Here is a 16500-nt window from a genome sequence, read left to right on the forward strand (position 1 = left end):
AGCATGGGAGGCATCGTGCCGACGACCTTCGGATCGCTGCGCCGGCTGGTACTGACACCGTCACTGGCCTCGGTGACCTTCGCCGGGCGCGGCTTCCCGGTGACGCCGACGGAGGCCACCGAACGGCTGGAGGCGGTGCCCCAGGCGGTGGTCTGCGGCTTCGAGTGGGGGATCGACGCCCGGAGCCAGTGGGAGGTCGAGCGCAGGCTCGGCCTGGTCGAGCCGGAACAGCGCGGATTCGCGTACGAGGGCGCCACGATGGCCTTCACCGTCCTGGACGCGACGGGCGGCGGCCACCGCACCCGCGACCTGCTGGCCGGGCCCGGGCAGCCGCACATCTTCCTGGCGTACATCGGCATCGGCTTCGCGATGGCGCGGCTGCCGAGGTCGCTGTGGCGCAAGGTGCTGCCGGACCTCACCGGGACGCCCTACCACCCGACGATGAGCTGGCTGGCCGTCGACGGCTACGGCTTCGACCTCGCCTACTTCCACACCCGGCGCTGGGTGGACGAGCAGAGCCGGCCGAAGCCGTACCCGTGGCAGGGCGCGCCCGGCTACTTCCAGCGGGCGGTCGACCAGGGCGTCGGACGGGCGCTGTGGTTCATCCACGGCGGATCGCCGACCCATGTCGCGGCCGCGGTACGGAAGTTCGGCGCGGACCGGCAGGGCGACCTGTGGAGCGGCGTGGGACTGGCCGCGACCTTCGCCGGGGGCGGCACGGCCGAGGGCCTGGCCGGGCTGGCCGACACGGCGGGACCGCACCGGGCGGAGCTCGCCCAGGGGTCGGTGTTCGCCGCCAAGGCGCGCGCGTACGCGGGCTTCGTCCCCGCGCACTCCGAGGTGGCCTCGACGAGCCTGACCGGCCTGTCGGTGGAGGCGGCCGCGAAGCTCGCCGACGACTGCGCGGTGGACGGTCCCGCCCCGGGCGCCGCCGGCGGGACGCCCCCGTACGAGCTGTGGCGGGCGAACGTGCGCGCGCACTTCGGGGACGGCGGGCCCGCGCCGCTCCCGACGGCCCGGACGCGCTGAGCGCCCGCGCGCAGGGCCCGGGCCGGACGGGTGCGAACCCAGCCGCGGGGCGGATCGGCCGCCTCGCGGGAGAACCTGAGAGGAGTATGGCGTGGCCAGTGCATGGCGGACGCTCCGACGTCGAATTCTCACCCCGAACACCTCTGAAACGCTCTTGGAGACGCGTGGTTTCCACCGGAAGTCGCCGGCCGCCCAGGAAATCCTGGAGACGGTCGGCGCGCGCTTCCTGGAGGGCTACGCCCACGCCGTGGAGGCCCGGAACCCGGCGGAGGCGGAACACCCGCTGGAGGAGATCCCGGTCCGGTTCCGCGGCTTCGCCTACGAGGGCGCCGGAATGGGCTTCGCCATGCTCGACGGGCTGCGGCTGACCGGCCGCGACTCGGTGGCCCGCTTCCTCGCCGGCCGGGGCGCCGACCACGTCTACATGGTCTACGTCGGGATCGGCTGGGCGATGGCCCGGCTGCCGAGGTTCCGCTGGCCCGACATCGACGCGCTCGACCCGCTGCTGCGCTGGCTGGTGCTCGACGGGTACGGCTTCCACCAGGCCTACTTCCGCACCGACCGGTACGTCCACCAGCAGTACCGGGACCCGGCGTTCCCCTGGCCGGCGCACGACCACCCGTCGTACGCGGGCCGGGCCATCGACCAGGGCATCGGCCGGGCCCTGTGGTTCGTCGGCGGCACCGACGCGGACCTGGTCGCGACCATGATCGAGAAGTTCCCGGAGTCCCGGTGGTCCGACCTCTACGGCGGGGCCGGCCTCGCGGCCACCTACGCCGGGGGCGTGGGCGAGGCCGAACTGTGCGCGTTCCGCGAGCGGGCCGGCGTCCACCGGGCGATGGTCGCCCAGGGCAGCGCGTTCGCCGCGGAGGCCCGGATCCGGGCCGGGCTGCTGGTGCCGCACACCGAGCTGGCCACCCGCGTCTTCTGCGGCATGTCGTCCGCCCAGGCGGCCGCGGTGACCCAGGAGGTGCGGCCGGCCGGGCCGGTGCCGGGCGCGCTGCCCGCGTACGAGGTGTGGCGCCAGGCCATCGCCGACCGCTTCCCCGCCGTCGGGGGGTGCTAGCCGTGGCCGCCGGCCACCGGGTGCCGCCGGGCCCGCCGCGCCGGGCCGCCCCCGTCCTGCTGCGCAGGCTGGTCGGGGACCGGCTCTCGATGATGCGCTCCGCCGCCGCGGAGTACGGCGACGCGGTGCGGATCTCCATGGGCCCCAAGACGCTCTACTTCTTCAACCACCCCGACCACGCCAAGCACGTGCTCGCGGACAACGCGGCCAACTACCACAAGGGGATCGGGCTGGCCCAGGCCCGGCGCGCCCTCGGCAACGGCCTGCTGACCAGCGAGGGCGAGCTCTGGCGCAAGCAGCGCCGGCAGATCCAGCCCGCCTTCCAGCACAAGCGGATCGTCCAACAGGCCGACGCCGTCGCGGAGGAGGCGGCCAAGCTGGTCGGCCGGCTGCGGGCGCACGAGGGCGGCGGACCGGTCGACGTGGTCAAGGAGGTGACGGCGCTGACCCTCGGGGTGCTCGGCCGCACCCTGCTCGACGTCGACCTCAGCGCCTTCGAGGCGGTCGGGCACGACTTCGAGGCCGTGCAGGACCAGGCGATGTTCGACATGGTCACCATGGGCATGGTGCCCGGCTGGGTGCCGCTGTCCACCCAACTGCGCTTCCGCAAGGCCCGGCAGGACCTGCAGAAGGTGGTCGACCGGCTGGTGGCGGAGCGGGTCTCCCGCGACGGCGGGGAGGTCGAGGGCGACGACGCGCTGTCCCGGCTGATCGTCGCCACCCGCCAGGAGCCCGACGCCGCGGTCGCCCGGCAGCGGATGCGCGACGAGCTGGTCACCCTGCTGCTGGCCGGCCACGAGACCACGGCGAGCACCCTCGGCTGGACCTTCTACCTGGCCGACCGGCACCCCGAGGTGATGGACCGGCTGCACGCCGAGGCCGTCGAGGTGCTCGGCGACCGGCTGCCCGGGTTCGACGACCTGCACCGCCTGCGGTACACCTCGATGGTGGTGGAGGAGGTCATGCGGCTCTACCCGCCGGTGTGGATCCTGCCCCGGCAGGCCCAGGCGGACGACGAGGTCGGCGGGTACCACGTCCCGGCCGGCGCCGACGTCCTGATCTGCCCGTACACCCTGCACCGCCACCCCCGGTTCTGGGACGCCCCGGAGCAGTTCGACCCGGAGCGGTTCGACCGGGACCGGGCCACCGAGCGGCCGCGCTACGCCTACATCCCGTTCGGGGCGGGGCCGCGGTTCTGCATCGGCAACCACCTCGGGCTGCTGGAGGCGACCTTCACGATCGCCATGGTCGCCCGCGACCTCCGGCTGGCCAAGGTGCCCGGCTACCGCGTGGTGGCCGAGCCGATGCTGTCGCTGCGGGTGCGCGGCGGCCTGCCGATGACCGTGCGGTCCGTCGGCTGAGGAACCGCCCCGCCGGTCCCGTCCGGCGGAGCCCGCACGGCAGAGCCCCCGCGACGTCCGTCGCGGGGGCTCCGTGCGGAGGCCGCCGTGGTGCCGGCCGCGCCGGATCAGGCGGTGTCGGTGATCAGGGCACGTTCGGTGGCCAGCGCCACCGCCCGGGCGTCCAGCAGGGCCAGCAGGACCGGCGGGTCGAGGACGCGGGCCGGGCGCAGGCGCAGTTCGATCGGCAGCAGCGGGACGTCCGGCCGCACCTCGACCGGTCCGACCGATCCCACCGAGACCTCGCGGTCACCCGTCAGCACCTCGTCGAACGCGGCCGGGACGGAGTGCGCCAGCAGGTACCAGGTGCCGGCCGGCACCTGGTCGAATAAGAAGACCCCGGGGCGGGGGAGGACGGTACACGCGGCCGGCCGCCCCTCCGGGACCCGGGTCGGGAACAGCCCGACGTAGACCCGGCCGAGGTCCCCGGCGATCGGGGCGCGGATCTCGCCGCGGAAGGCGGAGAGCTCCGTGCCGCGGGCCACGCCGCGCAAGTCGACCTCGATCCGGGGAGTGAAACCCCCGAGCTGGCGGTAGGTGGTGGGGGGGACGCCGACGCTGCTGGCGAACCGCGAGCTGAACGTACCGACGCTGTTGTAGCCCACGCGGTGGCTGATCTCGGTCACCGTGAACGACGTTTCGATGAGGAGGCGCTTGGCCGTTTCGAGGCGGATGGCGGAGAGGAACCGCCGCGGCGAGACCCCGGTCATCCGCTGGAATTCCCGGGAGAAGTGGAATTTGCTGTACATGGCCGCCTGCGCCATGTCGTCGATGGTCAGCAGCTCACCGATGTTGTCGTGCATGGTCTCGATGGCCCGGGAAACGGCTTGCTCGATGGCAGATGTCATCTTTGGCTCCAGATTCTCCGCTGCACCTGCGGATGAACGGAAATTCCATCCTGGCGATGATCGGGAACGAAAGTCGCGGCCGCGGTGACCGACCGACCGTCCGTGCCAGGCAAGCGAAGGGAGGACCCCCTTCGGAAAGGCGAAGCTGACAATTGTCGCCGCCATAGCAAGTGACGACCGTAGCAGCAGGCACATGACAGTCGCAATGGTTCGGTGGCACTTGCCGCTGGCATGCCCGACCGGTGAGAAGTCCCGGAATTCAGGTTTGAACGGCCGCCGGTGGCCCTCAGCAACACGGGAGATGCAGGCGAGGGCGAATTGCGCGCACGATGCCACAGTCGCGTATGCGAATCGGGATCGGCCGATGCGCGCCGGCCCGCTTTTCGACAAGAACCTGAGGAGATGCCGGTGGGCTCGCCTACCTCAGATCGACACGATTACCGGACCATGACGCTCGAAGCGTTCGCGGACACCATCGTCCCGGGCGAGAAGCGTTCCCCCGACGACCGGGCGGTGGCCGGGGCCTCGACCGGCGGCGGCGCCGTCCAGGCGGGCGCCATCGAGCTGCTGGAGACCCCCGCGACCGGACTCACGGACGCCCTGGACGACTACGAGCAGGCGCTGAACCGCCACGCGGCCACGTACGCGGACGAGCACGGCCTGCGGCTCGACGACTCGGTGCCGCCGTTCGTCGCCCTGCCGTTCGCCGACCGGACCAGCCTGGTGCAGGCACTGACCGGGAAGGACCACCAGGAACGCGAACTCTGGGTCCTGCTGGCGCTGTTCGCCAACATGGCCTTCGACACCGCCGCCCACATGCACACCACGGACGCGCTCGCGGCGGGCCACCCGGGCCTCACCGGGATGGGCTTCATGAAGCCGGACGAGGACGGCCTGTGGCGGTTCCCCGACTTCTCGTACGGCAAGCAGCTGGCCGATCCCCACCCGGACACCACGTCTTCAGGGAGTCCCGCATGACGAGCACCGAGAGCACCGACGTCCTGATCGTGGGCAGCGGCTTCGGCGGCGCGATCGCGGCGTACCACCTGGCGGCCGGCGGCGCGAAGGTCACCATCCTGGAGCGCGGCCCGTGGCTCAAGGCGGACGACTTCGACCACGACTTCATGCTCGGCTCCTCGTACACCCGGATCTTCGACTTCGTGGTGGGCGACGGCATGAGCCTGCTCGGCGGCAACTGCGTCGGCGGCGGCAGCGTGGTGTACTTCGCCGCGATGCCGCGCGCGCCGCGGTTCGTCTTCGAGCGCCGCGGCAGCATCGGCCGGCGCATGTGGCCGGCCGCCATCGATCGGGACGTCCTCGACCCCTGGTACGACCGGGTGGAGGAGGCGCTGCCCATCACCCGGCAGGACTGGAACGACGTCACGTACGCGGGCGGGCTGTTCGCCGCCGCCTGCGAGCACGCGGGACGCAGCGCCAACCCCGTCCCGGCCGCCATCGACCGGGCCAAGTGCACCAACTGCAACTGGATGATGTCCGGTTGCCGCTTCGACGCCAAGCGGTCGCTGCTGCTGAACTACCTGCCCGCGGCCCTCGCGCACGGCGCCGAGATCCGGCCGCTGCACGAGGTGCAGCAGCTGTCCCGGACGGACGACGGCGGCTACCGGGTGCACTACTCGGTCGTCGACGACGAGGACTACCGGGTGCACGTCGGCAGCGGCACGATCGACGCGAAGATCATCGTGCTCGCCGCCGGCGCCGGCGCCACCCCGGTGATCCTCCAGCGCTCCGAGGCGACCCTGGGCACCATGCCGCACGCCGTGGGCCGCTACTTCTCCGGCAACGGGGAGCGCCTCAACACGGCCGTCGTCGACGAGGACCGGGCCCGCGACCTGCTGGGGCTCAAGCGCTCCGACGGCCGGGCGTTCCGGGCCAACCAGATCGGCAAGGGCCCGGTCGTGGCCAGCTGGGACAACCTCGACGGCTCGCTGCCGGAGCACCGCCGGTTCTCCCTGGAGCAGCTCTACTTCCCGCCGGGGTTCGGCACCATCCTGGCCCAGGTGCCCGACGCGAGCGGGCCCAGCTGGTTCGGCGTGGAGAAGAAGGAACTGGTCCGGCAGTGGCAGTCCTGGCTGACCGTCTTCACCATGATCGAGGACGACAACGAGGGCGTCTTCGGCCCGCCGCCGGCCACCGGCAACGCGCAGCGGATCTCCCAGCAGATGCTCGGGCGCGGGACGATCTCCTACCGGCCGACCGCCAACACCCTGCGCGCCTGGGAGGAGTCGGACGCGGTCGTGAAGGACATCCTGGAGCGCGACGGCCTGGCCCGCGTGATGCCGTGGACCAACGACCTGGTGGGCGCCTACACCGTGCACCCGCTGGCGTCCTGCCGGATCGGCGACGACCCGGGGACCTCGGCGCTCGACGACCGGCAGGAGCTGCGCGACCACCCGGGCATCTTCGTCACCGACGGCTCCGCCGTCCCGGGGGCGCTGACGGTCAACCCCGCGCTGACCATCTCCGCGCTCGCCGAGCGCGCGATCCCCGGCATCGTGGCCGCCGCCCAGGAGCGCGGCGTGAACGTCAGGTACGGCGCGCCCGCGCCGGACGGCGGCACCAGCGGACGGCGGGGCGTGCAGGTGCAGCTGCCCGGCCTGATGCGCCGGTAGCGGACACCCGGCGCCGGATCGAGCCATCGAGGAGGGCACATGACGACACCGTTCCTGCGGCCGGCCCTGCGGAGGTCCATGGCGGGGATCCACCGGGTCGCCCCGGTGCGGCCGGCCGACGCGGGGGAGGAGGTGGCCCGCGTCTTCGCCGAGGTCGAGCGGGAGTTCGGGATGCTCGCACCGCCGATCGGCCTGCACGCCGCCGCGCCGGAGGTGCTCGCCGCCTCCTGGGTGATGCTGCGGGAGACCCTGGTCGCCGGCGGGCGGGTCGACCGGGCGACCAAGGAGGCGGTGGCCGCGGCCGTCTCGGCCGCCAACGCCTGCCCGTACTGCGTGGAGGTGCACAGCACGACGCTGGGCGCGCTGCTGCCCGGGGCGGGCGCCCCGGGTGCGGCCCGCGCGGCGGCGGAGGCGGCGGCCGACTGGTTCCGCGCGGACGGGGACCACGGGCGGACGCCGGACGCCGGGCCGCCGTTCCCGGCGGAGGCGGCGCCCGAACTGGTCGGGGTGGCGGTCACCTTCCACTACCTCAACCGCATGGTCAACCTGTTCCTCGCGGACAGCCCGCTCCCGGCCGGCCTCCCGGCGGCCGCGCGGTCGGCGGCGCGGGCCGTCCTCGGCCGGCTGATGCGCCGCGGCGCGCGGGTCGCCCCGCCGGCCGGGACCTCGCTCGACCTGCTGGCGTCCGCGCCGCTGCCCGGGGACCTGCGCTGGGCGGCGGGCACCCCGAGCGTCGCCGGGGCGTTCGCCCGGGCGGCCGCCGTGATCGACGCGGCGGGCGCCCGGTCCGTGCCGGACGGCGTCCGCGGCCTGGTCGTGGACCAGCTGGCCGGGTGGGACGGCCGGCCGCCGGGGCTCGGCCGCGGCTGGGTCGAGGAGGCGGTGTCGGCGCTGCCCGAGGACGAGCGTGCGGCGGGCCGGCTGGCCCTGCTGACCGCCAAGGCCTCGTACCAGGTCGACGACGGTACCGTCGCCGGATTCCGGCGCGACCGGCCGGGCGACGCCGCGCTGATCGAGCTCACCTCCTGGGCCGCCCTGACGGCGGCCCGGGAGCTGGGCGCCCGGCTCGGCGACCGCGTCCCGGCGGCCGCCGGCCCCTGACCCCGCGTACGCCCGCACCACCGAGGCCCCCGCCGACCGGCGGGGGCCTCGGTGCGTTCCCGGCGCGGCCGGCCGGCGAATCACGGCGTTATCGAATAGCGCGGCCAGGAAATCACACCGTTATGGAAAAGCGGCATCACGCCGTTATGGAAAAGCACCGGCCCGGACCAGCCGGAAAGCAAACTCGGAGAAGACATCCGGACGGCCGCGGATGCACGCTTGACGACAGTGCAGAGAGTCGAGCCGGCGACAATATTCGCCGTCAATTCATCTCCATGGGTGGTGAATACGTGAGCAGTGAGCGGATCGCTATCGTGGGAATTGGCCTCCGTTACCCGGACGCCAATTCGGCGAGCGAACTGTGGGACAACGTACTGGGTGGTCGGCGGGCCTTCCGGCGGCTGCCGGACGAGCGGATGAACCAGGCGGACTACTGGTCGGAGGACCGGAGCGCGCCCGACCGGCACTACACGAAGAAGGCCGCCGTCCTCCGGGACTACGCGTTCGACCGCATCAAGTACAGCGTCGCCGGGAGCACCTACCGGGCGACCGACCTGACGCACTGGCTGGCCCTCGACGTGGCCGCCGAGGCGCTCGCCGACGCCGGATTCCCGGACGGTTCGGGCCTTCCCCACCAGAGCACCGGCGTGGTGGTCGGAAACAGCCTCACCGGGGAATTCTCGCGGGCCAACATCATGCGGCTGCGGTGGCCGTACGTGCGCCGCACGGTGGCCGCCGCGCTGGCCGGCCAGGGCTGGTCCGAGGGCGACGTCGCCAAGTTCCTCCAGGAGCTGGAGCCGCAGTACAAGGCGCCGTTCCCGGCCATCGACGAGGACTCGCTGGCCGGCGGCCTCGCCAACACCATCGCCGGCCGGATCTGCAACCACTTCGACCTGCGCGGTGGCGGCTACACGGTCGACGGCGCCTGCTCCTCCTCCCTGCTGTCCGTCGTCACGGCGGCCAAGGCGCTCGCCGACGGCGAGCTGGACGTGGCCGTCGCCGGCGGCGTCGACCTCTCCATCGACCCGTTCGAGGTGATCGGCTTCGCCAAGACCGGCGCGCTGGCCACCGGCGAGATGAAGGTCTACGACCGGGACTCCAACGGCTTCTGGCCCGGCGAGGGCTCCGGCATGCTCGTGCTGATGCGCGAGCGGGACGCGGTGGCGCAGGGCCGGCGGATCTACGCGAGCATCAGCGGCTGGGGCGTCTCCTCCGACGGCAAGGGCGGCATCACCCGGCCGGAGGCCGGCGGCCACCGGCTGGCGCTGACCCGCGCCTACCAGCGGGCGGGCTACGGCGTCGAGACGGTCTCCTACTTCGAGGGCCACGGCACCGGCACCGCCCTCGGCGACGCGACCGAGATCGAGGCGCTGTCCTCCGCCCGCCGCCTCGCCGACCCGACGGCCCGTCCGGCCGCGCTGGGGACGGTCAAGGGGAACTTCGGGCACACCAAGGCCGCCGCGGGCGTCGCCGGTCTGATCAAGGCGGCCCTCGCCGTGCACCACCAGGTGATCCCCCCGGCCACCGGCCACGTCGACCCGCACCCCGGCCTGCTCGGTGACGACGCGGCGATGTACGTCCCGCGCCAGGCCGAACTCTGGCCGGCCGACCAGCCGGTCCGGGCCGGGGTGTCGGCGATGGGCTTCGGCGGGATCAACACCCACGTCGCGGTCGCCCAGGCGCCCGGCAGCACCCGGCGCGAGGCGCTCGACGAGCGCACCACCCGGCTGGTCGCCGGCCGCCAGGACGCCGAACTGCTGCTGCTGGACGGGCCGGACACGGCCGCGCTGCGCGCGGAAGCGACCCGGCTGCTGGAACTCGTGCCGAAGCTGGCCCAGGCCGAACTGGCCGACCTGGCCGGCACGCTGGCCGACCGGCAGGCCGGCGGCCCGGTGCGCGCCGCCGTCGTCGCGACCACGCCGGACGACGCCGTACGCGGCCTCGAACGGCTGCTGGCCCTGCTCGACTCCGGCGCGCGGGAGGCGTTCTCGGCCGGTGAGGGAGTCTTCCTCGGCCGCGCCCGGACCGCCCCGCGGATCGTCTACCTCTTCCCGGGCCAGGGCTCCGGCCGCGGCGCCGTCGGCGCGATCCGGCGCCGGTTCGCCGCGGCGGAGGAGGTGTTCCGGGCGGCCGCGGTGCCCACCGGCGACGACCAGGTCGCCACCCAGGTGGCCCAGCCGCGGATCGTCACCGGCTCGCTGGCCGCCCTGCGGGTGCTCGACGCGATCGGCATCCGGGCCGACACCGCCGTCGGCCACAGCCTGGGGGAGCTGACCGCCCTGCACTGGGCGGGCACGATGACCGAGGAGCAGGTGGTGCGCCTGGCCACCGTCCGCGGCCGGGTGATGGCGCGGGCGAGCCGCGGCGGCGGCGCGATGGCCGGCCTGGCGGCGACCCCGGAGCAGGCCGCCCGGCTGTCCGCCGGTCAGGACGTGGTCGTCGCGGGCTACAACGGGCCCCGGCAGACCGTGCTCTCCGGCCCCGCCGAGGCGGTCGACGAGGTCTGCCGCCGGGCCGCGGCCGAGGGCGTCACGGCGACCCGGCTGAACGTGTCGCACGCCTTCCACTCGCCGCTGGTCGAGCCGGCCGCGGTCGCGATGGCGGCCGAACTGGCGGAGTTCGACTTCAGCGAGCCGGTCCGCCCGATCGCCTCCACCGTCACCGGCCGGTTCCTGGACCCGTCCGCCGACCTGCGGGAGGTCCTGCGCGAGCAGGTGCTGCTCCCGGTCCGGTTCCAGGAGGCCGCCACCGCGGCGGCCGCCGGCGCCGACCTGGTCGTGGAGGTCGGCCCGGGCCGGGTGCTGTCCGGCCTGCTGGCGGAGATCGCCCCGGACCTCACCACCCTGGCGGTCGACACCGACAGCGCCTCGCTCGGCCCGCTGCTCAGGGTCGCCGGCGCCGCCTACGTGCTCGGCGTGCCGCTGCGGACCGAGGCCCTGTTCGGCGACCGCCTGGTGCGGCCGCTGCCGGCCGACGGTGCGATGACCTTCCTGGCCAACCCCTGCGAGGCGGCTCCGGCCATCGACGCGGACCTGGCCGACCCGGTGGCCCGGGACGGCGGACCGGGCCGGGACGAGCGGGACGGCGCGCGGGCGTCCGCGGACACCGACGCGGCCCAGGACTCCACCCTGGAGCTGCTGCGCCGGCTCGCCGCCGAGCGGGTCGAACTGCCGCTGGACTCCGTCACCGCGCAGACCCACCCGATGGACGACCTGCACCTGAGCTCGATCACCATCGGCCAGATCGTCAACGACGTCACCCGGGCGCTCGGCCGGCCCGTGCTCGCCGCCACGCCCAACTACGCGACCGTGAACCTGGGCGGGATCGCCGAGCTGATCGACCAGCTGGCCGGGACCGCGCAGGACGGCGCCGCGCCGGCGGGCGAGGTCGACGGCGTGGCCCCGTGGGTGCGGCCCTTCGCGGTCGAGCACGTCCCGACCGCCCTGCCGGCCCGCCCGCAGCCCGGCCCCGCGGGCCCGGCCGGGGACTGGACGGTCCACAGCACGCCCGGCCACCCGCTGGCCGAGCCGCTGCGCACCGCGCTCGCCGCCGCGGGCCTCGGCAACGGCGTGCTGCTCTGCCTCCCGGACGCGTGCGGACCGGACGAGACGGAGCTCTTCCTGGCCGCCGGGCGGGCCGTGCTGGCCGCCCCCGAGGGCACCCGGCTGGTCGTGGTCCAGCACCGGCTCGGCGCCGCCGGGCTGGCCAAGACCCTGCACCTGGAGCACCCGACCGTCCCGACCACGGTCGTCGAACTGCCCGACACCGCGCCCGAGGGGGCCGCCCGCGACGAGGCGGTGGCCCGGGTGGTCGCCGAGACCGCCGCCACGGCCGGCTTCGCGGAGGTCCGCTACCAGGCGGACGGCGGCCGGACCGTCCCGCTGCTGCGGCCGCTGCAGCTGCGCCCGGCAGCGGAGGGCGGCTCCCCGCTCGACGCCGGGGACGTCCTGCTGGTCACCGGCGGCGGCAAGGGCATCACCGCGGAGTGCGCCATCGCGATGGCCAAGGACTCCGGGGCCGCCCTGGCCCTGATCGGCCGCGCCGACCCGGCCACCGACCGCGAACTCGCCGGCAACCTCGCCAGGATGGACGACGCGGGCCTGCGCTATCGCTACGCCCGCGCCGACGTCACCTCGGCCGAGGAGGTCGCCGCCGCGGTGGCCCTGCTGGAGAGCGGGCTCGGCCCGGTCACCGCGGTGCTGCACGGCGCCGGCCGCAACCACCCGGCCGCCCTCGACGCGCTGACCGCCGAGGACTTCCGGCAGACCCTGGCGCCCAAGACCGACGGCCTGGAGGCGGTCCTCGCGGCCGTCCGGCCGGAGCGCCTCAAGCTGCTGATCACCTTCGGCTCGATCATCGGCCGGGCCGGCCTGCGCGGCGAGGCGCACTACGCCACCGCCAACGACTGGATGACCGAACTGACCCTCCGCTTCCAGCAGCGGTACCCGAAGGCCCGGGCCCTCGCGCTGGAGTGGTCGGTCTGGTCGGGCGCGGGCATGGGCGAACGGCTCGGCGTCGTCGAGGCGCTGATCCGCGAGGGCATCACGCCGATCTCCACCGAGAACGGCATCCAGGTGCTCCGCGAGGTGCTCGCGGACCCGTCGGCGGGCCCCGTCCTGGTGGTGAGCGGACGGGCCGGCGGCCTGCCGACCCTCGCCACCGTCCGCCAGGAGCTGCCGCTGACCAGGTTCGTGGAGCGGGTGGTGGCGCACCACCCCGGCATCGAGCTGATCACCGAGACCGAGCTCACCGAGGGCGGCGACCCGTACCTGACCGACCACCGGCTCCAGGACGACCTGCTCTTCCCGGCCGTGCTCGGCATGGAGGCGATGGCCCAGGTCGCCGCCGCGGTGAGTGGCCACCAGGGCCCGCCGCTGCTGGAGGACGTCGAGTTCCGGCGGCCCGTGGTGGTCCGGCCGGGCGGCTCGACCACCATCCGGATCGCGGCCCTGGTCCGGGATCCCGGGACGGTCGACGTGGTGCTGCGCAGCGAGGGCACCGACTTCGCCACCGACCACTTCCGGGCCACGCTGCGCTACCCGCGGCCCGAGGTGCCCGGGACGCCGGTGCCGGCCGAGTTCGGCCTGCCGGCGGTGCCGGTGGACCCGGTGACCGAGCTGTACGGCAGCGTGCTCTTCCAGGGCAAGCGGTTCCAGCGGCTGCTGGAGTACCGGCGGGCGAGCGCCCGGCACGCGCTGGCGGAGATCTCCACCACCGCCCAGGCGCCGTGGTTCGCGGCCTTCCTGCCGCAGGACCAGCGGCTCGCCGACCCCGGCACCCGGGACGCGATGATGCACGCCATCCAGTGCTGCGTGCCGGACGCCACCCTGCTGCCGCAGGGCATCGAACGGCTCTGGCTGGCCGACCCGGCCGACCAGGACTCCGAGTACGTCGTGCTCGACGCCAGGGAGCGCTGGCAGGACGGGGACAGCTACGTCTACGACCTCGACGTGCGCACCCCGGCCGGGAAGGTGGTCGAGCGCTGGGAGGGGCTGACCCTGGTCGCCGTCCGCAAGCGCGACGGAGCCGGGCCCTGGGTGCCCGCGATGCTCGGCTCGTACCTGGAACGCGGTCTGGAACGGGTGCTGGGCGGCCGCCGCGCGGTGGTGGTCGAACCCGAGGCGAAGCCCGCCGCGGACGGCACGGCCCAGGCCGCCGCCCGGGACGGGGACCGCAGGGCCCGCACCGCGACCGCACTCGGCCGGGCGCTGGGCCGGCCGGTGGAACTGCGCCACCGGCCGGACGGCAAGCCCGAACTCGCCGGTGCGCCGGAACTCGACGGCACCACGGTGTCGGCCTCGCACGCCGCCGGCCTGACCCTCGCGGTGGCCGGACGCGGGCGGCTCGCCTGCGACGTCGAGACCGTCCTGGAGCGGACCGCCGAGGACTGGGACGCGCTGCTGGGCGCCGGCCAACTCGCCCTGCGGGACCTGCTGGTGACCGATGCGGGCTGCAGCCCGGCGGTGGCCGGCACCCGGGTCTGGAGCGCGCTGGAATGCCTGCGCAAGTCCGGCGCCACCACCCAGGCGCTGACCCTCGACCGGGTCCACCCGGGCGGCTGGGTGGTGCTGTCCGCCGGTGACGCGTCCGTCGCCACCTGGGTGACCACCGTCAACGACCGGACGGAGCCGGTGCTCTTCGCGGTCCTCGTCGGAAAGGAGAACTGATGTCGGCCTACTACGAGATCCGGCACACCGTCGGGTTCGAGGAGACCAACCTCGTCGGCAACGTCTACTACGTGAACTACCTGCGCTGGCAGGGGCGCTGTCGGGAGATGTTCCTCAAGGACAAGGCGCCGGAGGTGCTCGCCGAGCTGCAGGACGACCTGAAGCTGTTCACCCTCAAGGTGGAGTGCGACTTCTTCGCCGAGATCACCTCGTTCGACGAGCTGTCGGTCCGGATGCGGCTGGAGGAGCTGACCCAGACCCAGATCCAGTTCAGCTTCGACTACCTGCGGATCGACGGCGAGCAGGAGAACCTGGTCGCCCGCGGCCGGCAGCGGATCGCGTGCATGCGCGGACCGAACACGGCCACCGTCCCCGCCCGGGTGCCCGAGGCGCTGCGCCGGGCGCTGGCGCCGTACGCCGAGGGCCCGGCCGTCGCGCGGGCCCTGGCGGCCCAGGCCGCGCCCGGCGGTCCGGTGGAGACGGAGCGGGCGCTGTGATCGGCAACGGCCGGTCCCCGGTCAACACCAAACCGCCGGCCCCGGCTCCGGCGGCCGCCGAGAACCGGGCCGTCCTGCCGGGCGCCCTGCGCGAGACGATGGCCCGGTTCGCCACCGGGATCACGGTGCTGACCACGGGCGGCGAGTACGTCCACGGGATGACCGCCAACGCGTTCAGCTCGGTCTCCCTGGAACCGCCGATGGTGCTGTGCTGTGTGTCCCGCTCCGCGACGATGCACGAGGCGATCACCGCGACCAGGTCCTTCGCGGTCTCCGTGCTCGGCGCCGAACAGGAGCGTCTCGCACGCTACTTCGCGAACAAGAGCAGGCCGCTCGGGGCCGCCCAGTTCGACGGCCTCGACTGGCAGCCCGGCCCGTTCACCGGCGCCCCGCTGCTGGCGGACTCGCTGGCCTGGCTGGAGTGCAAGCTCGCCGAGCAGTACGACGGCGGCGACCACTCGATCTTCCTCGGCGAGGTGCTGGCCGCGGACTGGTCCGACCACCGGCAGGCGCTGCTGTTCTACGGCGGCGCCTTCCACCGGGGCGTCGGCGGGAACCCGGAAGGGATCGGCTGAGCGGAGGATGGACCGATGTTGGTGAGCGTGACCGGCGGCACCGGATTCCTCGGCCTGCACTCCGTCGCGGCGATGGTCCGCGGCGGACACCGGGTGCGCATGCTGGTCCGCGACCCGCAGGCCGCGGAACGGGCGCTCGGCCTGCTGGCGGTGGACCCGGCCGCCGTCGACCTGGTCGTCGGGGACGTGACCGACGAGGGCGGCGCGGCCCGGGCCGTGCGCGGCGCCGACGCCGTCCTGCACGCGGCCGGGGTGTACTCCTTCGACAGCCGGCGGAACGCGGAGATGCGCCGGACCAACGAACGGGGCACCGAGCTGGTGCTGGCCGCGGCCCGCCGGTCGGGCGCCGACCCGGTCGTCCACGTCTCCAGCATCGTCGCCCTGCTGCCGTCCCCTGGACGGCCGCTCGGGGAGCACTCCCCGGTCGGCCGCCCCCGGGACACGTACATGGCGACCAAGGCCGCGGCCGAGCGGATCGCCCGGGGCCACCAGCGGGACGGCGCGCCGGTGGTCATCAGCTACCCGCCGGCGCTGCTCGGCCCGCAGGACCCGGGGCCGGGCGACCAGAACGCCCGGCTGCGCAACGCCCTGCGCGGGCTGATGCCGATCTGGCCGCTCGGCGGCTTCCCGGTCGGCGACGTCCGGGACACCGCGCAGCTGCACGCCCGGCTGCTGACCGCGCCGAGGGCGGGCGCCGACCGGCACTTCGGGCCCGGCCGCCACCTGTCCACCCGGCAGTACGTGCGGACCCTGCGGGAGGTCACCGGGCGGCGGCTGCCCGCGGCCTTCCTCCCCGCCCGGGCCATGCTGCCGGTCGGCACCCTGGCCGGCCTGCTCCAGCGCGGATGGCCCTGGCACATCCCCGCCGAGTACGGGGCCGTGTACACCTGCGCCTGCGCGGCCCCGGTCGACCCCGCCGCGAGCACCGGCGGGCTGACCCCGAGGCCGACGGCCGACACCATGGCCGACACGGTGCGCTGGCTGTACGGCCAGGGCAAGTTGACGACACGTCAGGCCGGTGTGCTCGCGCGGGACAAGGACGGCTCCCGGGCCCGCTGAGCCGCACCGACGGCCGGGGGGGGGGGGGGGGCGGGGGGGCCGGCGCACCCCCCGGGGCCGGCGGCCGCCGCGCGGCGGCGCCGGGCGGCGCGCGGGGCCCGCCCCGGGGGGGCGGCGGCGGGGCGGCC

11 protein-coding genes are annotated in these 16500 nt (G+C 74.7%); 10 read left to right on the plus strand and 1 reads right to left on the minus strand.

Annotated elements, in window-relative coordinates:
- Positions 1-3: 3 nt before the first annotated feature.
- The 3 genes from ACFY0X_RS01195 to ACFY0X_RS01205 all read left to right on the plus strand — a co-directional run bounded on the left by ACFY0X_RS01195 (position 4) and on the right by ACFY0X_RS01205 (position 3456).
- Complete coding sequence (locus tag ACFY0X_RS01195; RefSeq protein WP_387748052.1) at positions 4-1029, plus strand: DUF1702 family protein; 1026 nt, start codon at positions 4-6, stop codon at positions 1027-1029.
- A 91-nt stretch (positions 1030-1120) separates the two neighbouring features.
- Positions 1121-2095, plus strand: a complete 975-nt coding sequence (locus ACFY0X_RS01200) for a DUF1702 family protein (RefSeq protein ID WP_387747456.1) — start codon at positions 1121-1123, stop codon at positions 2093-2095.
- 2 nt (positions 2096-2097) lie between these two features.
- Positions 2098-3456 carry a cytochrome P450 gene (locus ACFY0X_RS01205; protein WP_387747458.1) on the plus strand — a complete coding sequence of 453 codons (1359 nt, stop codon included), beginning with the start codon at positions 2098-2100 and terminating at the stop codon, positions 3454-3456.
- A gap of 107 nt (positions 3457-3563) precedes the next feature.
- Here ACFY0X_RS01205 and ACFY0X_RS01210 read toward each other — a convergent pair whose 3' ends face one another.
- The gene (locus ACFY0X_RS01210; protein ID WP_387747460.1) at positions 3564-4343 is read right to left on the minus strand and encodes a helix-turn-helix transcriptional regulator; all 780 of its coding nucleotides are present in this window, start codon (positions 4341-4343) and stop codon (positions 3564-3566) included.
- Positions 4344-4790: 447 nt separating this feature from the next.
- Between ACFY0X_RS01210 and ACFY0X_RS01215 the strand changes: the two genes are divergently transcribed.
- From ACFY0X_RS01215 to ACFY0X_RS01245, 7 genes are all read left to right on the plus strand, one after another.
- Positions 4791-5321 (plus strand): DUF5987 family protein, encoded by a 531-nt coding sequence (locus ACFY0X_RS01215; RefSeq protein ID WP_387747462.1) that lies wholly within the window; start codon positions 4791-4793, stop codon positions 5319-5321.
- Positions 5318-6973: a GMC family oxidoreductase N-terminal domain-containing protein gene (locus ACFY0X_RS01220; protein WP_387747464.1), complete on the plus strand. Its 1656-nt coding sequence runs from the start codon at positions 5318-5320 to the stop codon at positions 6971-6973. Before ACFY0X_RS01215 ends, ACFY0X_RS01220 begins: the two co-directional genes overlap by 4 nt.
- 39 nt (positions 6974-7012) lie before the next feature.
- Positions 7013-8074 (plus strand): carboxymuconolactone decarboxylase family protein, encoded by a 1062-nt coding sequence (locus ACFY0X_RS01225; protein WP_387747466.1) that lies wholly within the window; start codon positions 7013-7015, stop codon positions 8072-8074.
- A 275-nt stretch (positions 8075-8349) separates the two neighbouring features.
- Entirely contained in the window at positions 8350-14241 is a 5892-nt protein-coding gene (locus ACFY0X_RS01230; protein WP_387747468.1) for an SDR family NAD(P)-dependent oxidoreductase, read from the plus strand.
- Positions 14241-14738, plus strand: coding sequence for an acyl-CoA thioesterase (locus ACFY0X_RS01235; RefSeq protein WP_387747470.1), 498 nt, complete (start codon positions 14241-14243; stop codon positions 14736-14738). The genes ACFY0X_RS01230 and ACFY0X_RS01235 overlap by 1 nt, the downstream gene beginning before the upstream one ends.
- Positions 14735-15313 carry a flavin reductase family protein gene (locus ACFY0X_RS01240; RefSeq protein WP_387747472.1) on the plus strand — a complete coding sequence of 193 codons (579 nt, stop codon included), beginning with the start codon at positions 14735-14737 and terminating at the stop codon, positions 15311-15313. Before ACFY0X_RS01235 ends, ACFY0X_RS01240 begins: the two co-directional genes overlap by 4 nt.
- Positions 15314-15328: 15 nt before the next feature.
- Positions 15329-16372, plus strand: a complete 1044-nt coding sequence (locus tag ACFY0X_RS01245; RefSeq protein ID WP_387747474.1) for an NAD-dependent epimerase/dehydratase family protein — start codon at positions 15329-15331, stop codon at positions 16370-16372.
- The last annotated feature ends 128 nt before the right edge of the window (positions 16373-16500 follow it).

It is taken from the genome of Kitasatospora sp. NPDC001547, assembly GCF_042894165.1.
In the GTDB taxonomy this organism is placed as follows: domain Bacteria; phylum Actinomycetota; class Actinomycetes; order Streptomycetales; family Streptomycetaceae; genus Kitasatospora.

What these genes read in the sequence shown, in the direction of transcription:
- ACFY0X_RS01195 (WP_387748052.1), top strand. Translation starts at nt 4, where the DNA reads ATGGGAGGCATCGTGCCGACGACCTTCGGATCGCTGCGCCGGCTGGTA.
- ACFY0X_RS01210 (WP_387747460.1), bottom strand. Translation starts at nt 4,343, where the DNA reads ATGACATCTGCCATCGAGCAAGCCGTTTCCCGGGCCATCGAGACCATG.
- ACFY0X_RS01215 (WP_387747462.1), top strand. Translation starts at nt 4,791, where the DNA reads ATGACGCTCGAAGCGTTCGCGGACACCATCGTCCCGGGCGAGAAGCGT.
- ACFY0X_RS01220 (WP_387747464.1), top strand. Translation starts at nt 5,318, where the DNA reads ATGACGAGCACCGAGAGCACCGACGTCCTGATCGTGGGCAGCGGCTTC.
- ACFY0X_RS01225 (WP_387747466.1), top strand. Translation starts at nt 7,013, where the DNA reads ATGACGACACCGTTCCTGCGGCCGGCCCTGCGGAGGTCCATGGCGGGG.
- ACFY0X_RS01230 (WP_387747468.1), top strand. Translation starts at nt 8,350, where the DNA reads ATGGGTGGTGAATACGTGAGCAGTGAGCGGATCGCTATCGTGGGAATT.
- ACFY0X_RS01235 (WP_387747470.1), top strand. Translation starts at nt 14,241, where the DNA reads ATGTCGGCCTACTACGAGATCCGGCACACCGTCGGGTTCGAGGAGACC.
- ACFY0X_RS01245 (WP_387747474.1), top strand. Translation starts at nt 15,329, where the DNA reads ATGTTGGTGAGCGTGACCGGCGGCACCGGATTCCTCGGCCTGCACTCC.